General features: G+C 58.9%; 16 protein-coding genes. 4 read left to right on the top strand and 12 right to left on the bottom strand.

The genetic code is table 11. From position 1 onward, the window contains the following. Positions 1-547 precede the first annotated feature (547 nt). A complete protein-coding gene (locus CFBP5499_RS05660) occupies positions 548-1,918 on the bottom strand; it encodes a PleD family two-component system response regulator (protein WP_080825260.1) in 1,371 nt (456 codons plus the stop codon). An 18-nt stretch (positions 1,919-1,936) separates the two neighbouring features. Further along, positions 1,937-2,308, bottom strand: a complete 372-nt coding sequence (locus CFBP5499_RS05655; protein ID WP_003496409.1) for a response regulator — start codon at positions 2,306-2,308, stop codon at positions 1,937-1,939. Positions 2,309-2,439: 131 nt separating this feature from the next. On the opposite strand from CFBP5499_RS05655, the gene CFBP5499_RS05650 reads away from it, so the two are divergent. Next, complete coding sequence (locus CFBP5499_RS05650) at positions 2,440-2,748, top strand: DUF3572 domain-containing protein (RefSeq protein ID WP_080825261.1); 309 nt, start codon at positions 2,440-2,442, stop codon at positions 2,746-2,748. A 22-nt stretch (positions 2,749-2,770) separates the two neighbouring features. Here CFBP5499_RS05650 and CFBP5499_RS05645 read toward each other — a convergent pair whose 3' ends face one another. Both CFBP5499_RS05645 and CFBP5499_RS30450 read right to left on the bottom strand, forming a co-directional pair. Then, complete coding sequence (locus tag CFBP5499_RS05645) at positions 2,771-3,031, bottom strand: BrnA antitoxin family protein (protein WP_080825262.1); 261 nt, start codon at positions 3,029-3,031, stop codon at positions 2,771-2,773. Further along, positions 2,997-3,155 carry a BrnT family toxin gene (locus CFBP5499_RS30450; RefSeq protein ID WP_233284178.1) on the bottom strand — a complete coding sequence of 53 codons (159 nt, stop codon included), beginning with the start codon at positions 3,153-3,155 and terminating at the stop codon, positions 2,997-2,999. The genes CFBP5499_RS05645 and CFBP5499_RS30450 overlap by 35 nt, the downstream gene beginning before the upstream one ends. Here CFBP5499_RS30450 and CFBP5499_RS30445 point away from each other — a divergent pair. From CFBP5499_RS30445 to CFBP5499_RS05630, 3 genes are all read left to right on the top strand, one after another. Further along, positions 3,099-3,290: a hypothetical protein gene (locus tag CFBP5499_RS30445; protein WP_233284200.1), complete on the top strand. Its 192-nt coding sequence runs from the start codon at positions 3,099-3,101 to the stop codon at positions 3,288-3,290. The two genes, CFBP5499_RS30450 and CFBP5499_RS30445, sit on opposite strands and share 57 nt — an antisense overlap. Before the next feature lie 168 nt (positions 3,291-3,458). Continuing rightward, positions 3,459-4,742, top strand: a complete 1,284-nt coding sequence (locus CFBP5499_RS05635; RefSeq protein ID WP_080825263.1) for a DNA polymerase IV — start codon at positions 3,459-3,461, stop codon at positions 4,740-4,742. 170 nt (positions 4,743-4,912) lie between these two features. Then, positions 4,913-6,151 carry a L,D-transpeptidase family protein gene (locus CFBP5499_RS05630; RefSeq protein ID WP_080825264.1) on the top strand — a complete coding sequence of 413 codons (1,239 nt, stop codon included), beginning with the start codon at positions 4,913-4,915 and terminating at the stop codon, positions 6,149-6,151. Positions 6,152-6,162: 11 nt separating this feature from the next. Here the strand turns inward: CFBP5499_RS05630 and dnaE are convergent, their stop codons facing one another. From dnaE to nuoN, 8 genes are all read right to left on the bottom strand, one after another. Next, positions 6,163-9,663, bottom strand: coding sequence for a DNA polymerase III subunit alpha (dnaE, locus tag CFBP5499_RS05625; protein ID WP_080825265.1), 3,501 nt, complete (start codon positions 9,661-9,663; stop codon positions 6,163-6,165). Positions 9,664-10,128: 465 nt separating this feature from the next. Then, positions 10,129-10,812 (bottom strand): ABC transporter ATP-binding protein, encoded by a 684-nt coding sequence (locus CFBP5499_RS05615; RefSeq protein ID WP_130932442.1) that lies wholly within the window; start codon positions 10,810-10,812, stop codon positions 10,129-10,131. Between the two features lie 15 nt (positions 10,813-10,827). After that, positions 10,828-12,135, bottom strand: coding sequence for a lipoprotein-releasing ABC transporter permease subunit (locus tag CFBP5499_RS05610; RefSeq protein ID WP_080825266.1), 1,308 nt, complete (start codon positions 12,133-12,135; stop codon positions 10,828-10,830). Between the two features lie 127 nt (positions 12,136-12,262). Further along, positions 12,263-13,585, bottom strand: coding sequence for a proline--tRNA ligase (proS, locus tag CFBP5499_RS05605; RefSeq protein WP_080827363.1), 1,323 nt, complete (start codon positions 13,583-13,585; stop codon positions 12,263-12,265). 667 nt (positions 13,586-14,252) lie between these two features. Beyond that, positions 14,253-14,522: a DUF1467 family protein gene (locus CFBP5499_RS05595; RefSeq protein ID WP_080825267.1), complete on the bottom strand. Its 270-nt coding sequence runs from the start codon at positions 14,520-14,522 to the stop codon at positions 14,253-14,255. Between the two features lie 177 nt (positions 14,523-14,699). Further along, positions 14,700-16,367, bottom strand: coding sequence for a ribonuclease J (locus tag CFBP5499_RS05590; RefSeq protein ID WP_080825268.1), 1,668 nt, complete (start codon positions 16,365-16,367; stop codon positions 14,700-14,702). 207 nt (positions 16,368-16,574) lie between these two features. Further along, a complete protein-coding gene (locus tag CFBP5499_RS05585) occupies positions 16,575-17,315 on the bottom strand; it encodes a biotin--[acetyl-CoA-carboxylase] ligase (RefSeq protein WP_175416629.1) in 741 nt (246 codons plus the stop codon). Positions 17,316-17,341: 26 nt separating this feature from the next. Continuing rightward, positions 17,342-18,784 (bottom strand): NADH-quinone oxidoreductase subunit NuoN, encoded by a 1,443-nt coding sequence (nuoN, locus tag CFBP5499_RS05580; RefSeq protein WP_080827364.1) that lies wholly within the window; start codon positions 18,782-18,784, stop codon positions 17,342-17,344. Positions 18,785-18,802 lie beyond the last annotated feature (18 nt).

Here is an 18,802-nt window from a genome sequence, read left to right as displayed (position 1 = left end):
ACAGGCTATTTTCGGGAATAAGGCGGTCGGCCAACGATGTGATTACGGCACGAGGAACCGATTCGGACATCGTCAGCCGACCGACCCCACGATTCAGGAGATGCGGCGGACCTGAGCATCATGGGGCATTCAAACTACGCAATACCAGCCCCTGACGAGCGAAATCGAGACGACAAAAGCCGCCATGATTCCATCATCGCAAGACCGACAAACCGCCGGAAGAACTGTTACTCTCGATTGTGAGTGTGCGCAGAAGTAAAATAAAAATCAACAAATTCTTAAGCCAGAGATACATCCCCTGAGAAACATGGTTAAATATACCAAGCTGGCACACTATAGTTTCCTGCGAGATTGAATTCAACGTATTTTTCAACTTGAACTCTATTAAGGCCGGCCAGATTCATCCCTTCATTGCAAAGAGATAAAATACATCTAGGGTCAATGGCTTGCGGTCTCCCGACGTCCGCCTGGATTTCCGAATAACTATTTCGCCGGGATAAGCCGGAGAGGCTGCGCAAACAATCTTGGTTAATTGGCCGCGGCCGGCTCAGGCCGCGGCGGCCACGACGCGGTTGCGTCCGGCGTGTTTAGCCTCGTAAAGCGCCTTATCGGCCTGCTTCAATATCTCGTCCGGCGCGCCGAAGGCGCCGCTGCTGGTGGCGATGCCGAGGGAGGCGGTAATGCTCAGCTCCCTGTCGATGGAACGAACATAAAAGGGTTTGTCCTCCACGATGGCCCGCAGGCGCTCGGCGACGCTTGCCGCAAGCTCCATGGGCGTATCGGGCATGACAACGACGAACTCCTCCCCGCCATAACGGCAGGCGAGATCCGCGCCGCGCACCGTGCTGCGGATGCGTGCTGCAAATTCCCGTAGCACCTCATCGCCGACATCGTGGCCATAGGTGTCATTGACCAGCTTGAAGCGGTCTATATCGGTCATGCAGATGGAGATCGGGCGGCCACGCACGGCGGCACGGTCGAAAAGTATCTTCAGATGACTATCGAGATAACGGCGATTGTTGAGGCCCGTCAGCCCGTCCACAATCGCAAGCTCCATGGTGTGCTGCAGATTGAGCCGCAGATGTTCATTATAGCGTTTGCGCCTGATCTGCGTCAGCGAACGGGCGACGAGTTCATTCGGATCGATCGGGCGGAGAATATAATCGTTCACCCCAAGATCGAGCGCACGCGCCACCATCTCGTCCGCCCCCTGCTCCGCCACCAGAAGCAACGGCAGAAAACGGGTGCGCTCCAGCGAGCGAAGCTGCGAACACAGTCTCAGCGGATCGTAATCCTCGAAATTGGAATTGACGATAACGAGCTCGAAGGGGCTGCTCGCCGCCTTGAGCAAGGCCGCCTGCGGCTCCGTGACGGCGTCGATCTCCGCAACCGGCTTCAACGCCCGGATGATGCGTTCCTGCGAGCTGGCGCGGCCATCCGCGACCAGCACGCGGCCCGGCGTCTGCATCAGGCCGTCGCTGCGCAGCATCTCCTCGATGCCGATCTGCCGCGCAGTTTCCGCACGCAGCCGCAACTCGTCGCTGACGGCCTTCAGACGGACCAGGCTTTTGACACGGGCGATCAGCTGAAGATCATTGACCGGTTTGGTGAGAAAATCGTCGGCGCCGGCCTTGAGGCCGCGCACACGGTCCGACGGCTGATCGAGAGCCGTGACCATGACAACCGGAATATGAGCGGTATTTGGATTGGCCTTCAGCCTTTCGCAAACCTCGAAACCATCCATGCCCGGCATCATGATATCGAGCAGGATGATATCGACCTGTTCCTGATCGCAGATCGCCAGCGCCTTGAAACCATCCTCGGCGGTGACGACATCGAAATATTCCGCCAGAAGACGGGCCTCGAGAAGCTTCACATTGGCCGGAATATCGTCAACAACCAGAACTCTCGCCGTCATAACCGTTCCCCAGTCGCCTCACGCATCGCCCAGATAAGTCTTGATGATTTCGATGAATTTCGGGACGGAAATCGGCTTCGACACATAGGCCTCGCATCCACCCTGGCGAATACGCTCCTCATCACCCTTCATGGCAAAGGCCGTGACCGCGATGACCGGGATGACATGCAGCTCGTCATCCTCCTTCAGCCACTTCGTCACCTCCAGCCCGGAAACCTCCGGCAGCTGGATATCCATGAGGATGAGGTCCGGGCGGTGCTTGCGGGCGAGATCGAGCGCCTCCATGCCGTTGCGCGTCTGAATCGTCGTATAGCCAGATGCTTCGATCAGGTCGCGAAAGAGCTTCATGTTCAGCTCGTTGTCTTCGACTATCATGACCTGCTTGGGCATGGTGGGCAGTCCCCGTTTCGCTTTGAAACCTTCATCCAGACATATAAGTTGTCAGAGAACCGATTCCATCGTCCATTCGTTGCGCAAGGCTAGAGGGATTTGGTTTCAAAATAGGTAACTTCGGGGAAGAAATGCTGCGCGATACGAAAAACAAAGGCAATGCCGGTCAGGATCCGCAAGAAACGGCCGCCGCCATACTTGGCTGGCTGGCAAACGAACCGGACATGCTGGCGCGTTTTCTGGCTTTGAGCGGATTACAGGCCACTATGCTGCGCCAGGCCGTCAATGATCCCGGCTTTCTGGCGGGGCTGACGGATTTCCTGATGAGCCACGAGCCCGACCTGATGGCGTTCTGTGCCGCCACCGATACATCCCCCGAAACGGTGGCCGCCGCCTGGCACCATTTTTCCGGGCCGGGGCTGGATTCAGGTGTGTATTGACGGGACGAGCAGGCAGCGGGCGTCAGCTTTTTCGCAATGTGCGGGCGTAGGATTCCAGAACGGCGTTCATACGGGTCTGATATCCCTTGCCCGTGGATTTATAGGCCTCGATCACGGATTTCTTGACCCTTAGCGTAATCTGCTGCGTTCCTTCCGGCTCCACAAGCTTTGCGTTCACCCAGAAGTTCTCATCCAGTTCCGGTATATCGCTGTAGTCTATCTTCTCGTCCGGCAAAGCTGCGAGCTCTTCAAGGCTCAGCTCTTTTTCGTATTTCTTCGTCATAACGTTTCCTTTCGCGGCGGTTCGCCGGCCGGGCGAAGATGATGCGGATTTTGCCGGCGCGATCGGTATGAATGACCGCCAAAAATACAACTCCTTCAATCTGCCCTATGGTGTGATGACGCATCTCTCCATAGGCTGCGCGCTCATCGACTCAGGACAGGACCACGTTTTCGAAGATTCGAATCGCGGTCTGAAATCCGACGCCGTGTTTTCGGATATTGGACCGGTTTTTGTCTTCATCCCATTCGAACATGCGTAAAAAATCACAATTGTAACTACAATATAGATCAAGATCAAATATTTCTGCGCGATATGCAAGTTTTTCCAGCGTGTCGCGGCTTCCAAATCCCGGCTTTGTCCGGAACGCTCTTGAGCCATCGCCACGGCCGGAGTATGGTCGGCAACGTTCTGGTTTTGTTTTCGGCCCATGTCCACGTCGCACCGCTATGATCCCGGTTTCTGCCGCGACTGTCTGGCTGGCCAGCCGGAAGGGTTGAGGCGTTGTCGCGCCTGTGGCAGCCCGCGTCTCCTCTATCATTCCGAACTCTACGATCTGAGCATCGCTCATATCGATTGCGACGCTTTTTATGCCTCTGTCGAAAAACGCGACAATCCGGAACTGGCCGACAAGCCTGTCATCGTTGGCGGCGGCAAGCGCGGGGTTGTCTCCACCGCCTGTTACATCGCCCGCATCCACGGGGTGCGCTCCGCCATGCCCATGTTCAAGGCGCTGGAAGCCTGCCCGGAGGCGGTGGTCATCAAGCCCGACATGGAAAAATACAGCCGTGTCGGCCGTGAAATCCGCGCGATGATGCAGGAATTGACGCCGCTGGTGCAGCCGCTTTCCATCGACGAGGCATTTCTCGATCTTTCAGGCACCGAGAAGCTGCATCACGATCCGCCGGCGCGTGTGCTGGCGAAGTTCACCCGACGCGTGGAAAAAGAGGTTGGGGTGAGCGTTTCGGCAGGGCTCTCCTATTGCAAGTTTCTCGCCAAGGTCGCCTCGGACCTGCAAAAGCCGCGCGGCTTTTCGGTAGTCGGCGAAGCGGAGGCACTGTGCTTTCTGGCGGCGCGCCCGGTCACGACCATCTGGGGCGTGGGAAAGGCCTTTGCAGCGACGCTGGAGGCGGATGGCATTCGTATGATCGCGCAATTGCAGGAGATGGAGGAGAGCGAGCTGATGCGCCGTTACGGCGTGATGGGGCAACGACTGTTCCGACTTTCGCGCGGTATTGACGAGCGACATGTGCACAATAACGATCCGGTCAAAAGCGTATCGTCCGAAACCACCTTCTTCAACGATATTTCCCGCCATGAGGACCTCGTCCCGATCCTGCGGTCGCTTTCCGAGAAGGTTGCCTGGCGGCTGAAGAAAAGCGGCATTGCCGGCCAGACGGTGGTGCTGAAGATGAAGACTGCCGACTTCAAGAGCCGCACCCGCAACCGCAGGCTTGATGACCCGACCCAGCTTGCCGACCGCATATTCCGCACCGGCCTTGCGCTGCTGGAGAAAGAAACGGACGGCACGAAATTCCGCCTCATCGGCATCGGCGTCAGCGATCTGCGCGATGCTGGCCTCGCCGATCCGCCCGATCTCGTCGACAGACAGGCCACGCGGCGGGCGGCGGCGGAGGCAGCAATGGACAAGCTGCGCGACAAATTCGGCAAGGGCAGCGTCGAGACCGGCTACACCTTCGGCACCCGCAAATAGAGATCTGAAGATGGCCATTCGGGACCTGCTCAACAGCGTCTCCCATCACCCGTACCCATGTATTTTAGATTTTACACAAATTAGTGATGTTGCGGCCGTGGCTTCCTTAAACTTCATTAAACTTCGCATGATTGAGTGAGGGAAGTTTTGTGCATGTGGTGTATTGCGTCATGTCCCTTCGCCTCCGTCTTCTGACCGGCATGCTGTCGGCCAGCATTCTTGCCTTTCCGGCGCTTGCCGCCGACAGCCGGTCGCTGCAGATCCTGGTGTCCAAAAGCGACCAGTCGCTCTCGCTTTATGAGAATGGCGAGATCATCGCCACCTCGAAAGTCTCCACCGGCAAGGCCGGGCACGAGACGCCGAGCGGCATCTTCTCCATTCTGGAAAAGCGGAAATATCACGAGTCGAATATCTATTCGGCCGCACCCATGCCCTTCATGCAGCGGCTGACATGGTCTGGCATCGCGCTGCACGAGGGCAAGGTGCCGAATTATCCGGCCTCGCATGGCTGCGTGCGCCTGCCCTCGAAATTTGCAAAGTCACTCTTCGGTGATACGCAGGCCGGTGTCCATGTCATCATCACCGATCGCCCGGTTTCTCTGCGTTTCGTAGAGCATCCGGCGCTGTTTGCGCCACGCGACGATGCCGATGACGGCAAGCTGCTTCTGTCGGATGTGCAGCTGCGCCCGGCGACCTTCGATGCGGCGTTGGGTGCGGTCGAGGTTGCCGTCAATGAAAAGACGCAGGCCATCAAACCGGCGGCAAAGACCAAAGCCTCCTCGCCGCTGCGCATCCTCATTACGCGTCGCGGCGAGCGGGAAAAGGTGATGGATATCCAGGCTGTACTGACCCGTCTCGGATTCGACGCCGGTTCCGCCGATGGCTATGCCGGAGAGATGACGGTGAACGCCATCAATGGGTTCAAGCGCTGGAAAGGGCTGAAAACATCAGGACCGCTTCTGACCGACGCCTTTGTGACGGCGCTTTATACGTCCGCCGGTGAGGATCATCCGCCGAATGGCCAGATCATGGTGCGGCAGGACTTCAAACCGCTGTTCGAAGCTGCCATCACTATCAAGGATCCGGAAGTGGCACTCGGAACCCATTTCCTCGAGGCCGTTTCCGTGGACCGCGCAGCCGGAACCGCCGAATGGAACGGCGTCACGCTCGAAAATCATCTGCCGGCCGCCGCCCGCAAACGGCTTGGCATCACCGTTACCGAAGCGCCCGGCGGTTTCGACCAGTTGAGCGCCGTGCTCAGCCGCCTCGAAATCCCCACGGAGATACGCAACCGGATCGAGCAGGAGCTTTCAAGCGGAAGCTCGATCACCGTTTCCGACATCAGTCACCAAATGGAGACAGGAACCGGAACCGACTTCATCACCGTTACGAAAGAAGGACCGGTGTGAGGGTTTTCGCCCTACACCAATTCCACATCAACGACACCGGGCGCGGACCGCAGCGCGGCGGCGATCTCAGGTGAAATGCGGTATTTCTCCGTCAGCTCCACCTCGATCTCGCGGCTGCCCTCATCTTTGATGACAATGAAATAAACCGATCCGTCGCCCTTAGTGTTGAGGTGGCGGGCCACCGTCTTCAGCGGGCCGGAATCGCGTACATAGACCCGAAGCGCCTTCTGCATCTGCACGGATTTCTCTTCCAGCGACTGAGCCGTCTGGATACGCAGGCCGATGCCCTCCGGCCGCTCTTCCGCCTGTACGGTGATGACAAGCGATTTGCCGACTTCCAGCAGATCGCGGAATTGGCCGAGCCCTTCGGAAAACAGCACGGCCTCATATTGCCCTGACGCATCCGAGAAGGTGACGATGCCCATCTTGTTGCCGGTGCGCGTCTTGCGCTCCTGCTTGCCGGTGACCGTGCCGGCCAGACGCCCGGCGGTGGCGCCCTGTTTCACCGCGGCGGAAAAATCAGCGAAATTCTGCACCCGCAACTTATCCAATATGGGGCGATAGGTATCGAGTGGATGGGCGGTGAGGTAGAAACCGAGTACCTGATATTCGCGCAGCAGCTTTTCCGAGGCGAGCCACGACTGGAAGGCGGGCAGGACAAGCTTTTCAGGGCCGTTGCCGCCACCGGAGCCGAACATGTCCGATTGCCCGATGGTGCGGTTGTTCTGCGCCATCTGGGCATAACCGATGATGCGATCCAGCCCGCCGATCAGCTCGGCGCGGTCTCGGCCAAAACAATCGAAGGCGCCGGCATTGATCAGGCTTTCCAGCACACGCCGGTTGATCTGTTTCGGATCGATGCGCAGGCAGAAGTCCTCGAGGCTCGTGAATGGCTTGTCACCGCGCACCTGGACGATGTGTTCCACCGCCCCCTCACCCACGCCCTTGATGGCGGCCAGCGAATAATAGATGCGGTTTTCACCCGTCTCGAACTGGCGGAAGGAGGTCTGCACCGAGGGCGCGACGACCTCGATGCCGAGGCGGCCCGCATCCTGCCGGAAATCGTTGAGCTTTTCCGTGTTGGCCATATCGAGTGTCATGGAGGCCGCGAGGAACTCCACCGGATAATGCGCCTTCATATAGGCGGTCTGGTAGGACACGATAGCGTAAGCGGCGGCGTGGCTTTTGTTGAAGCCGTAATTGGCGAATTTCGCCAGGAGATCGAAGATGGTGTCGGCCTGCGGCTTCGACACGCCGTTCCTGATGGCACCATCGACGAAACGTTCGCGCTGCTGGTCCATTTCCTCCTTGATCTTCTTGCCCATGGCGCGGCGCAGAAGATCGGCCTCGCCGAGCGAATATCCTGACAGGACCTGCGCGATCTGCATCACCTGTTCCTGATAGACGATAACGCCCTGCGTTTCCTTGAGGAGATGGTCGATGGTCGGATGGATCGATTCCAGCTCCTCCTCGCCATGTTTACGGGCATTATAGACCGGGATGTTCTCCATCGGGCCGGGACGATAAAGCGCCACTAGCGCGATGATGTCCTCGATGCAGTCCGGGCGCATGCCGATCAGCGCCTTGCGCATGCCCGCACTTTCCACCTGGAACACGCCGATGGTCTCGCCGCGCGACAGCATCTCATAGGTTTTGGTGTCTTCGAGCGGAATTGCCGCGAGATCGACCTTGATGCCCCGCTTGGCAACAAAATCGACGGCCACTTTCAGCACCGTCAGCGTCTTCAGGCCGAGGAAGTCGAATTTGACGAGGCCGGCGCTTTCCACCCATTTCATGTTGAATTGGGTGACCGGCATATCGGATCGCGGATCGCGATACATCGGTACGAGTTTGGAGAGCGGCCGGTCGCCGATGACGATACCGGCGGCGTGGGTGGAGGCGTGGCGGTAAAGTCCTTCGATCTTCTGGGCGATATCCAGCAGGCGGGCGACGACCGGCTCCTTGTCCGCCTCCTCCTGCAGGCGCGGCTCTTCCTCGATCGCCTTGGACAGCGGCGTCGGGTTGGCCGGGTTGTTGGGCACCAGTTTGCAGATCTTGTCCACCTGGCCATAGGGCATTTCCAGCACACGGCCGACGTCGCGCAGGGCCGCGCGCGCCTGCAGCGAACCGAAGGTGATGATCTGCGCCACCTGCTCGCGGCCATATTTGGCCTGCACGTAGCGGATCACCTCTTCGCGGCGATCCTGGCAGAAGTCGATATCGAAGTCGGGCATCGAAACGCGCTCAGGATTGAGAAAGCGTTCGAACAGCAGCGAGAAGCGCAGCGGATCGACATCGGTAATGGTCAGCGCATAAGCGACAAGAGAGCCCGCACCCGAACCACGGCCCGGCCCGACCGGAATATCATGCTGCTTGGCCCATTTGATGAAGTCGGCAACGATCAGGAAGTAACCGGGAAACTTCATGCGCGAGATGACGCCGAGTTCGAAATCCAGTCTCTCGCGATAATCCTGCTCCGTATAACCGGGCGCCATGCCGAGTGCGGCAAGGCGCTGATCCAGCCCCTCCACCGCCTGGCGGCGCAGCTCCTCGGTTTCGGCGCGTTCGGCCGCTTCCGGATCGTCGCTGGCGCCGGTGAAACGCGGCAGGATCGGCCCGCGCTTCTTCAGCACATAGGAGCAACGGAGCGCAATCTCGACAGTATTTTCCAACGCCTCGGGAAGATCGGCAAACAGCGCCGTCATCTCCGCACGGCTCTTGAGGTAATGATCGGGTGTCAGGCGGAACCGGCTGTCATCGGATACGATGGCGTTGTGCGCCACCGCCATCAGCGCATCATGTGCCTCGTAGTCAGCCTTGGATGGGAAAAACGCCTCGTTGGTAGCAACAAGGGGAATGTCGTGTTCATAAGCGAGACCAATCAGGCGCCGCTCATGGGAGCGGTCGTAACCGGACTGTCGCTGCAATTCCATATAGAGCCTGTCACCGAAGAGCGACTTCAGCGCCAGGAGCCGTTCCTTCGCCTGTGCGGCGTGGCCTTCCTTCAGCGCCATATCGACAGGGCCGCCGGAAGCACCGGTCAGCGCGATGAGGCCGGCATTGGAGGCCTCCTCCAGCCATGCGCGGGTAATGTGCACGGAATGGCTTCCGCCCTCGCCGTCCAGATAGGCGCGGCTGACGAGGTCCACCAGCCGCTCATACCCTTCCGCATTGGCGGCGAGGAGAACGATGGCCGGAAGCTTCTGGAGATGGCTGTTGTGGTTACGGCGATCCTCCGCCGCATCCTGCATGTCGATGGACAGCTGACAGCCGATGATGGGCTGCAGACCTTCGTCCCGCGCCTTTTCGGAAAATTCCAGCGCAACGAAGAGATTGTTGGTATCGGTAATGGCAATGGCCGGCTGACCGTCGCCAACGGCCTTGGACATGATTTTCTTGAGGGGCAACGCCCCCTCAAGCAGGGAATAAGCGGAATGAACCCGAAGATGGACGAAACCGGGGGTGTTCAACGTTTCGCCAGAGGTCTCTCCACGCACAACCGTATCGCCCATATCGTCTTCCTGTCATTCTGAATCGAGGGGGCGATTTTCCGATTTCCGGCGCTCAATGTCCACCATTTTGCGGCGTCCATACAGGCTTCTGCGCCGGTGTCTTCTTCACAGGGCGGTGAGGATCACCGAAAAGCTGGCAACAAAGACAGCGATGGAGGCGAAAGCGGCAACGTCACGGATGAAATCAGTCATTGGTCTCTCCTTACTCGTTATGTTCCAACTTTGTTCTCATTTTGTTCGATTGTCAACAGGGTTTTGCTGATATTCCCCTTGCTAATGCAGCAGAATCGCCTTCGGTTCCCGGATGAGGGGCAACAAGCCCCTGACTCCAAAGCGAAAAACCCGGAGGCAAAAACACCTCCGGGCTCAAAAAATTCAATTGTGGAAGAAAGAACCGACCTATGGAGGAGCCGCAGCGAAACGACTCAACCTCGTGAACGATATCGCCCGCTTAGACCGTAAAGATCAGAAATCGACGATCTTGCCGTCTGCAAGCGTTACGCGTCGGTCCATACGGGCAGCGAGGTCGTGGTTATGGGTGGCGATCATCGCCGCGAGGCCGGATTGACGCACCAGTGCCTCCAGCGCATCGAAAACATAATGCGCGGTCTCGGGATCGAGATTGCCGGTCGGCTCGTCGGCCAGCAGCAGAAGCGGCGCGTTGGCAACCGCGCGCGCAATCGCCACACGCTGCTGTTCGCCGCCGGATAGCTCGGCCGGGCGGTGTTCGCCGCGATGGCCGACGCGCATGTAATCCAGCAGGGCGCTGGCACGCTTGCGCGCTTCGGCCTGTGTCAGACCGGCGATGAGCTGCGGCATCATCACATTTTCCACCGCCGAAAACTCCGGCAGGAGGTGATGGAACTGGTAGACGAAACCGATATCGCTGCGGCGGATCGCCGTGCGGGTTTCATCCGGAAGACCGTTGCATGGCGCGCCGTTGATGAAAACCTCACCCGCATCAGGGTGTTCCAGAAGCCCCGCCAGATGCAGCAACGTCGATTTTCCGGTGCCCGAAGGGGCGACCAGCGCCACCATCTCACCGCTCTTCAATTCAAAATCGGCCTTGCGCAGAATGGAAAGCGATGTCTCGCCCTGACCATAGGTTCTCTCGACACCGGTAAGCCGCAGCACTGTTTTTTTTGCCATATTGCGAAGCGGTCCTTATTCGTAACGCAGGGCCTGCACCGGATCGAGCTTGGAAGCCCGCCATGCCGGAAAGATCGTTGCCAGGAAAGAAAGCGTCAGCGCCATGATGACGACGGTGATGGTCTCGCTCAAATCCATTTCGGCCGGCAGCTGGCTCAGGAAATAAAGCTGCGGGTCAAACAGCACCGTGCCGGATATCCAGGAGAAGAACTGCCGGATGGATTCCACATTGAGGCAGACGATGACGCCAAGCGCCACGCCGGCAAAGGTGCCGACCGTACCGATGGCAGCCCCGGTCATGAAGAAGATGCGCATCACCGCGCCCGAGCTTGCGCCCATGGTGCGCAGGATGGCGATATCGCTGCCCTTGTCCTTCACCAGCATGATGAGGCCGGAAATGATGTTCAGCGCCGCCACCAGCACGATGAGGGTGAGGATCATGAACATCACGTTTCTTTCCACCTGCAGGGCGGAAAAGAAGGTCTGGTTCCGCTGCCTCCAGTCGGTGATATAGATTTGCCGTCCGGCCGCCTGCTCCACCAGCGGACGGATGCCGTCGACATCATCGGGGCGGCTGACATAAAGCTCGATGGATTGCACGATGCCGTCGGCATTGAAATAGAGCTGGGCTTCCGACAGCGGCATGTAGATCATCGACGCGTCATATTCCGACATGCCGATCTCGAAGACGCCTGATATCTTGTAGGATTTGACGCGCGGATTGACGCCCATCGGCGTCACGTCGCCTTCCGGAGAAATGAGGGTAATGTCGTCACCAGCCGTTACGCCGAGCTGGGCGGCGAGCCGTGAACCGACGAGAACGCCGTCACCCGCCATGAAGCCAACGAGGTCGCCGGTCTTGATGTTGGTCGCGACTTCCTTGACCTTGTCGATATCCTCCTGGCGCACGCCGCGCACTAGCGCGCCGGAACCCGCGCCGCCACGGCCGGAGGCAAGCGTCTGGCCCTCTACTAGCGGCAGGGCCATGGTGACACCGGGAACGGCGGAGAACTTCTTCGCCAGCTCATCGTAATTGTTGAAGGGCTGGTCGATCGGCTGCACGATCATGTGGCCGTTAATGCCGAGAATGCGGGAAATCAACTCGGTGCGGAAACCGTTCATGACAGCCATGACGATGATCAGCGTGGCCACACCGAGCATGATGCCGACGAAGGAAAAACCGGCGATGACGGAGATGAAGGCTTCCTTGCGCCGCGAGCGCAGATAACGCCAGGCAACCATGCGTTCAAAAGCGGAAAACGGCCGGGCGGTCTTTGCCCCGGCGGAAACAGCCGCACCCTTTTCAGCCTCGGCTTTTGCCATGTCGTCTCCCTGATCTCAATTCACAGGATCGGTCTTTTCCAAAGATCGGGCCCAATCGTAGCGGCGCCTGCGCCATAAAATCGGAGCGGTCTTCGCAGGAAGGCCGCCCCCATCTTTCCGTTCGCGCTTAGCCAAGCGCCTTGTTCATTGCCGCCTCTATTGTGACGGTTTCACGTTCGCCGGTCTTGCGATCCTTCACTTCGACTTCGCCGTTCGCAACGGAACGCGGGCCGACGATGATCTGCACCGGCACGCCGATCAGATCGGCGGTGGCGAATTTCTGGCCCGCACGGTCGTCCGTGTCGTCGTAGAGAACATCCTTGCCGGCGTTGGAGAGCTGATAATACAGCTTTTCACAAGCCGCATCGCAGGCCGCATCGCCAGCCTTCATGTTGATGATCACGACATCGAAAGGAGCAACCGAGGCCGGCCAGATGATTCCGTTCTCGTCATGCGATGCTTCAATGATGGCGGGAACAAGGCGTGTCGGTCCGATGCCATAGGAACCCATGTGGACAGGGTGTTCCTTGCCATCCTTGCCCTGCACTTTCGCGCCCATCGGCTCGGAATATTTCGTGCCGAAATAGAAGATGTGGCCAACCTCGATCCCGCGCGCGGAAAGGCGCTCGCCATCGGGAATGGCGTCGTAGGCGGCTTCGTCATGCATTTCTGACGTCGCGGCGTAATCGGCCGTCCATTCGTCGAACACACCCTGCAGCGCCTCGACATCGTCGAAATCGGTGCTTTCGGCCGGGATGGCACGGTCAAGGAAGCTCTTGTGGCAGAAGACTTCGGATTCGCCGGTATCGGCCAGAATGATGAACTCATGGCTGTGATTGCCGCCGATCGGGCCGGTATCGGCGCGCATGGGAATGGCGCGCAGGCCAAGGCGCTCGAAGGTACGCAGATAGGCCACGAACATCTTGTTATAGGAATGGAGCGCGTCTTCCTTGGTGAGGTCGAAGGAATAAGCGTCCTTCATCAGAAACTCGCGCGAGCGCATGGTGCCGAAACGGGGACGCACCTCGTCGCGGAACTTCAGCTGGATGTGATAGAGGTTCAGCGGCAGGTTCTTGTAGGACTTCACATAGGAACGGAAGATGTCGGTGATCATCTCCTCATTGGTGGGGCCGTAGAGCATCTGGCGGTCCTGGCGGTCCTTGATGCGCAGCATTTCCTTGCCGTAGTCATCGTAACGACCGCTTTCCTGCCAAAGTTCGGCCGTTTGCAGCGTCGGCATCAGAAGCTCGATGGCGCCGGCACGGTTCTGCTCCTCGCGGATGATCTTGTTGACCTTGTCCAGCACGCGCTTGCCAAGCGGCAGCCAGGAATAGATGCCAGCCGATTGCTGCCGGATCATGCCGGCGCGCAGCATGAGGCGGTGAGAAACAATCTCGGCTTCCTTGGGATTTTCCTTCAGGATGGGCAGGAAATAACGGCTAAGACGCATGACGGCTTCCATTGATAGGGACGATAGCGACCAAAGGCGCGGGAATCGCCCCGAATAGAGGGATATTGGCGCCGGATATAGCCGTTTCCCGCCAAGAAGAAAACCCGGCATGAAAAGAGTGATAAAGGCCATTTCAAGGTATTTTCGCGATAGCTAATTCGCGTCAAAACGCTTTGGCCGGAATAATATTCTTGATCGGGTGCGACAAAATGCACCACAGAGAATTTTTTGCCGACTGTAACAAATATGCAAAAAATGAGATGACAAGCATGGGGGTTTGAGCTAGCTTTAGCTTACAAAAGAGGCAGGAAGTTTAAATTCTTGTCATTTTCGCGGTCAGTCTTGGGAGGATCAGATCTTAGGCGCGCTCGTCGCTGCCCCGGCAACGGTTACAGATCACGCGAAACCTGAAAAACAAGGCTGAAATGCCTTGTTTTTTTTTGCTTCTACACGCAGCTCCCCTGCTCCCAACCATCATTCCGGTAAAATTACGGCGAGTGAATCACACACACGGCTACGTTACTGCTGTGTGCACGATAGATATGACATCCATATGACAGGGGCTCGGCAAGATTTGCCGGAAACTGCCGCATGCATAGGCAAACCCTTCGGATTGCCGTCACGCTAACTAGGCAGATACATGCGGAGCGGAGATCGCCCGCCTTTTTCAGTCGAAAACCGGAATAATTCTCGGCAGGTCATCGAGGCTGAAGCCGAACCACCAGGTTCCGCCATACCAGAGCCCACAGATCAGCGCCGAGATCAGGGTCGTCCACAGCACGATCCGCCCGCCCTTGAATGTGGTTGGCGCGCTCGCCACTGTGCCCAACGCCACATCACCTTCCTCGTCCTGGGTGCGCAGACCGATCGGAAGCACGATGAAAAGCACCGTCCACCAGACGATGAAATAAACGGCGAAGACCGAAAGAAGCGGCATGTGATCCTCCTGCACAATACGCTCTTGTAACGCATTCATCGGCGAACCGGAATCAATTCTCGGCAAGAAGCGCAAAAAGCCGCAAAGAAACAAATAGGGCCGCGCTTTTCGGCGCGGCCCTTACATTCAACGAAGCGATGACGGCGGGTGCGTGAACTCCACCCTCACCTCTCCGGATCAGACCTTCGTCACAAAAACCGTCACGATCGGCTTCTTGCCCCAGCTCTGGTTGGCAGCGGCGCGCACAGCGCGGCGCACCGATTCGCGCAGCAGTGCCAGATCCTTGCGGCGAGCGCGCGGAATGCTTTCGACGGCGCCGAGCACGGCGTCATAAAGCGTGTCCTCCATCGCCTCGTCCTCATCATCAAATTCCGGCAGGCCGAAAGGAACGACATCGGGATCGCCGAGGAAATCGTAACGGCTGTCCAGCACAACATTGACGGCGACATGGCCGGCGAACGACAGCTTGCGGCGATTGCTGATGCCCATCTCGTCCATATCCCCGACGAGATTACCGTCCTTGAAGACGCGGCCATGCGGCACGTCGTTGATGACTTCCGCGGGGCCGGGTGCGAGGCGAAGAACGTTGCCGTTGCGCACCTTCGGCACCTGGGAAATACCGGCCTGCTCGGCCAGTTCCTTCTGCGCCACCAGATGCGCCGCCTCGCCGTGAACAGGCACGACGATCTGCGGCTTCGTCCACTCGTACATCCGCAGAAGCTCGTTGCGGCGCGGATGGCCCGAGACATGCACCAGAGCCTCATTGTCGGTCACGATATGCACGCCCTGCTCGATCAGGCCGTTCTTGATCTCGATGATCGCCTTTTCGTTGCCGGGAATGGCGCGTGAGGAAAAGACGACAGTATCTCCCGAAGCGAGCGCCACATTGCGCATCTCATCGCGGGAAAGCTTGGCGAGTGCCGCACGCGGTTCGCCCTGCGAACCGGTCAGGATCAGCACCACACGGTCACGCGGAATATAGCCATATTCGTCTTCGGCGAGGAACGGCTTGATGCCTTCCATGATGCCGAGATCCTGCGAAACGTTGACGACCCGCTTCAGCGAGGAGCCGAGCAGCAATACCTCGCGGCCAGCCGCTTCCGCCGCCTGCGCAATCGAGCGGATGCGCCCGACATTGGAGGAGAAGGTGGTGACGGCCACGCGGCCTTCGGCACTTTCGATGATCTGACGCAGGCCTTCAGAAACCTCGTGTTCGGAGGGCGACACGCCGTCACGTAGCGAGTTGGTACTGTCGCACATCAGCGCCAGCACGCCCTCTTCGCCGATGGCGCGGAAGCGCGCCTCATCCGTCAACGGCCCAAGCGACGGGGCTTCGTCGATCTTCCAGTCGCCGGTGTGGATGACATTGCCGAGCGGCGTGCGAATGACCAGCGACATAGGCTCCGGGATGGAGTGGTTGACGCCAACAGCCTCGATTTCGAATGGACCGACATTGATGCGATCGCCGGCCTTAAAGATCGTCACCGGAATTTCAGCACGGGTGCCCTCATAGGCGCGCTTGGCTTCCAGCATGCCGGTGGTGAAAGGCGAGGCATAGACCGGCACGTTGAGGCCGGGCCAGAGATCGTTCAGCGCACCGTAATGGTCCTCATGCGCGTGGGTGATGATGATGCCCTTGAGGTTCTTTTTCTGCTCGGCGATGTAGCTGATATCAGGCAGCACCAGATCGACGCCCGGCAGGTCCGGGCCGGCGAAGGTCACGCCGCAATCCACCATGATCCATTGGCGCTTGCTTTCTGGCCCATAGCCGTAAAGCGCCAGATTCATGCCGATTTCACCCACGCCGCCAAGCGGCACAAAGACCAGTTCGTCCTGTTTAGCCATTGTTTTTCTTATCCATTCACGAAAGCGCGCAGGCGCCGGCAATTTGCCGCGCCCACCGCCTCTATCCAGCATCGGACCTGTTGAACCATCTGATCGACCGGGCCGATGCGGAGCCGGTCTGCCATCCTGCTTTTTATGAGCTGCAGGAAAACTCCAACCTGTGGGATCGGGTTCGGCGCGGCGTTTTATAAAGCCGCACCGTTCACCTCATCCGAAAAACACGTCGCCGGCGGCGATGGAGCGCCTTGCGCCCTCATCCTCATCCAGCAGCAGATAACCATTATCATCAATCCCGACAAAACGCCCGCCAATCGAACGGTCCGGGAAATTGACGGTGATATGTTCGCCAATACCGCAGGCCGCCGCCCGCCAGCCGGCCATGATGCCGGAAACGCCCCTGCCTTCATCCCAGTCGCCCAGGACCTCCGCCGTTTCACGGAAGAGATGGGCGAACAACTCGTCAGGCGAGCAGGACGCTCCATGTTCGGAGAGCATGGTGACGGGATAGAGCGGATTTTCCGGCTTATGGACGATGTTGATGCCGATACCGATGACGATGGCGCGTCGTCCGTCAGGCAGAAGCTCCGCCTCCATAAGGATGCCGCAGGTCTTGCGGCGACCGATCAGCACATCATTTGGCCATTTGATCTCAACCGCTTCACCGCCCGCCGGCAGCACCGAACGAATGGCGCGATAGACCGCGAGCGCAAACGCGAGCGGCAGGGAGCCAATGCGCTCCACCGGCGCGGGATCGATCAGGAGAAGGGAGGCATAGAGATTGCCGGGTTCAGAAACCCATGGCCGGCCCCGGCGACCGCGACCGCCGGTCTGGCGGATGGCGGTAACCCAGAGATTGCCGCCATCACCCGCCCTTGCCCGGGCGAAACATTCCAGATTGGTCGATGGCGTCTCCACCATCGCTTCGTGCCTGATGTCATCGATGGACATCCGGCCCGTATGCCTGTGTGTGCTGCTCAAAAGAAGGTCTTTGCCGCAGCCGTCACCGCGTTGCCGAGTGCACCGCCAAAGACGACGAAGGCGACAACGAACAGGGCCGAAAGCGCGTAAACGACCTTCAGTTCGCCGGCCGGGCGTTCGAACTTGTCCTTGGCTTCATCGAACCACATGACCTTGACGACGCGGATATAATAATAGGCGCCGACAACCGAACCGATCACACCGATGACGGCGAGCGGATAAAGCTTCGCTTCGATGGCGGCGAGGAAGACGTAATACTTGCCGAAGAAGCCGGCGAGCGGCGGAATGCCGGCAAGCGAGAACATCAGGATCGTCAGCACAACCGCCATGAAGGGGTTGGAGGACGAAAGCCCGGCAAGATCCTCGACGGTTTCGACATTGCCGATTTCCTTGCGGCGCATGGAGAGAATGCAGGCGAAGGTGCCAAGCGTCATGACCATGTAGATGGTCATGTAAAGAATGACGCCCGAAATACCTGCCTGGGTGCCGGCGGCAAGACCGACCAGCGCATAACCCATGTGACCGATGGAGGAATAGGCCATCAGGCGCTTGATATTCTTCTGGCCGATTGCGGCGAAGGAGCCGAGCAACATGGAAGCGATGGAGATGAAGACGACGATCTGCTGCCAGTCGGCAAAGACCGGCTGGAAAGCCTCGATGACGATGCGAACGAGGATCGCCATGGCGCCGATCTTCGGTGCGGCGGACAGGAAGGCGGTAACCGGGGTCGGCGCGCCTTCATAAACGTCCGGCGTCCACATGTGGAACGGCACGGCCGAAATCTTGAATGCAAGGCCGGCGAGAACGAAGACCAGACCGAAGACGAGGCCGAGCGAACGGGTTTCCGATGCCAGAACCTGCGCGATTTCGGTGAAGCCGGTATTGCCGGTGAAGCCGTAAACCAGCGACATGCCGTAAAGCAGCATACCGGAGGAGAGCGCGCCGAGAACGAAGTACTTCAGGCCCGCTTCCGTGGAGCGCAGGCTCTCGCGGTTGATGGCGCAGACGACGTAGAGCGCAAGCGACTGCAGCTCCAGCGCCATATAGAGCGAGATCAGATTGTTGGCCGAGATCATCAGCAGGATGCCGAGCGTCGCGAGCACCAGCAGCACCGGATATTCAAAACGGCCGATGGGCTCGAAGCGGCCCTGGCCGACGGCCAGGATCATGGCGGTGATGGAGCCGATCAGCGCCAGTACCTTCATGAAGTTGCCAAAGGCATCGGCGATGTAAACACCGCCGAAGGCCACGCCCGATGCGGGGGCGAAGATGATCCAAAGACCGACGACGAGCAGGAGGGCGACGGCAAGGCCGGTCACCGTCGTTGTCGACTTGTCGCCCGAGAAGACGCCAATCATGAGCAGCGCCAGCGCACCGACCGCAAGGATCAGCTCGGGCGTCGCGATGTGCAGACTGGCAAAAAGGATTTCAGCGGTCATGTCCAACGGGTCCTGTCG

It is taken from the genome of Agrobacterium tumefaciens (genome assembly GCF_005221325.1).
GTDB lineage: Bacteria > Pseudomonadota > Alphaproteobacteria > Rhizobiales > Rhizobiaceae > Agrobacterium.
The sequence above is the reverse complement of the archived record's forward strand: the minus strand, read 5'-3'. Positions and strand labels throughout refer to the sequence as shown.

Coding starts and splice junctions, on each gene's coding strand:
- CFBP5499_RS05615 (WP_130932442.1), bottom strand. CDS start 10,812: ATGGCAAAAAAAACAGTGCTGCGGCTTACCGGTGTCGAGAGAACCTAT.
- CFBP5499_RS05630 (WP_080825264.1), top strand. CDS start 4,913: ATGTCCCTTCGCCTCCGTCTTCTGACCGGCATGCTGTCGGCCAGCATT.
- CFBP5499_RS05645 (WP_080825262.1), bottom strand. CDS start 3,031: ATGACGAAGAAATACGAAAAAGAGCTGAGCCTTGAAGAGCTCGCAGCT.
- CFBP5499_RS05610 (WP_080825266.1), bottom strand. CDS start 12,135: ATGGCAAAAGCCGAGGCTGAAAAGGGTGCGGCTGTTTCCGCCGGGGCA.
- CFBP5499_RS05590 (WP_080825268.1), bottom strand. CDS start 16,367: ATGGCTAAACAGGACGAACTGGTCTTTGTGCCGCTTGGCGGCGTGGGT.
- CFBP5499_RS05595 (WP_080825267.1), bottom strand. CDS start 14,522: ATGCCGCTTCTTTCGGTCTTCGCCGTTTATTTCATCGTCTGGTGGACG.
- dnaE (WP_080825265.1), bottom strand. CDS start 9,663: ATGGGCGATACGGTTGTGCGTGGAGAGACCTCTGGCGAAACGTTGAAC.
- CFBP5499_RS05650 (WP_080825261.1), top strand. CDS start 2,440: ATGCTGCGCGATACGAAAAACAAAGGCAATGCCGGTCAGGATCCGCAA.
- CFBP5499_RS05655 (WP_003496409.1), bottom strand. CDS start 2,308: ATGCCCAAGCAGGTCATGATAGTCGAAGACAACGAGCTGAACATGAAG.
- CFBP5499_RS05660 (WP_080825260.1), bottom strand. CDS start 1,918: ATGACGGCGAGAGTTCTGGTTGTTGACGATATTCCGGCCAATGTGAAG.
- CFBP5499_RS30445 (WP_233284200.1), top strand. CDS start 3,099: ATGAATGACCGCCAAAAATACAACTCCTTCAATCTGCCCTATGGTGTG.
- nuoN (WP_080827364.1), bottom strand. CDS start 18,784: ATGACCGCTGAAATCCTTTTTGCCAGTCTGCACATCGCGACGCCCGAG.
- CFBP5499_RS05585 (WP_175416629.1), bottom strand. CDS start 17,315: ATGTCCATCGATGACATCAGGCACGAAGCGATGGTGGAGACGCCATCG.
- proS (WP_080827363.1), bottom strand. CDS start 13,585: ATGCGTCTTAGCCGTTATTTCCTGCCCATCCTGAAGGAAAATCCCAAG.
- CFBP5499_RS30450 (WP_233284178.1), bottom strand. CDS start 3,155: ATGCGTCATCACACCATAGGGCAGATTGAAGGAGTTGTATTTTTGGCG.
- CFBP5499_RS05635 (WP_080825263.1), top strand. CDS start 3,459: ATGTCCACGTCGCACCGCTATGATCCCGGTTTCTGCCGCGACTGTCTG.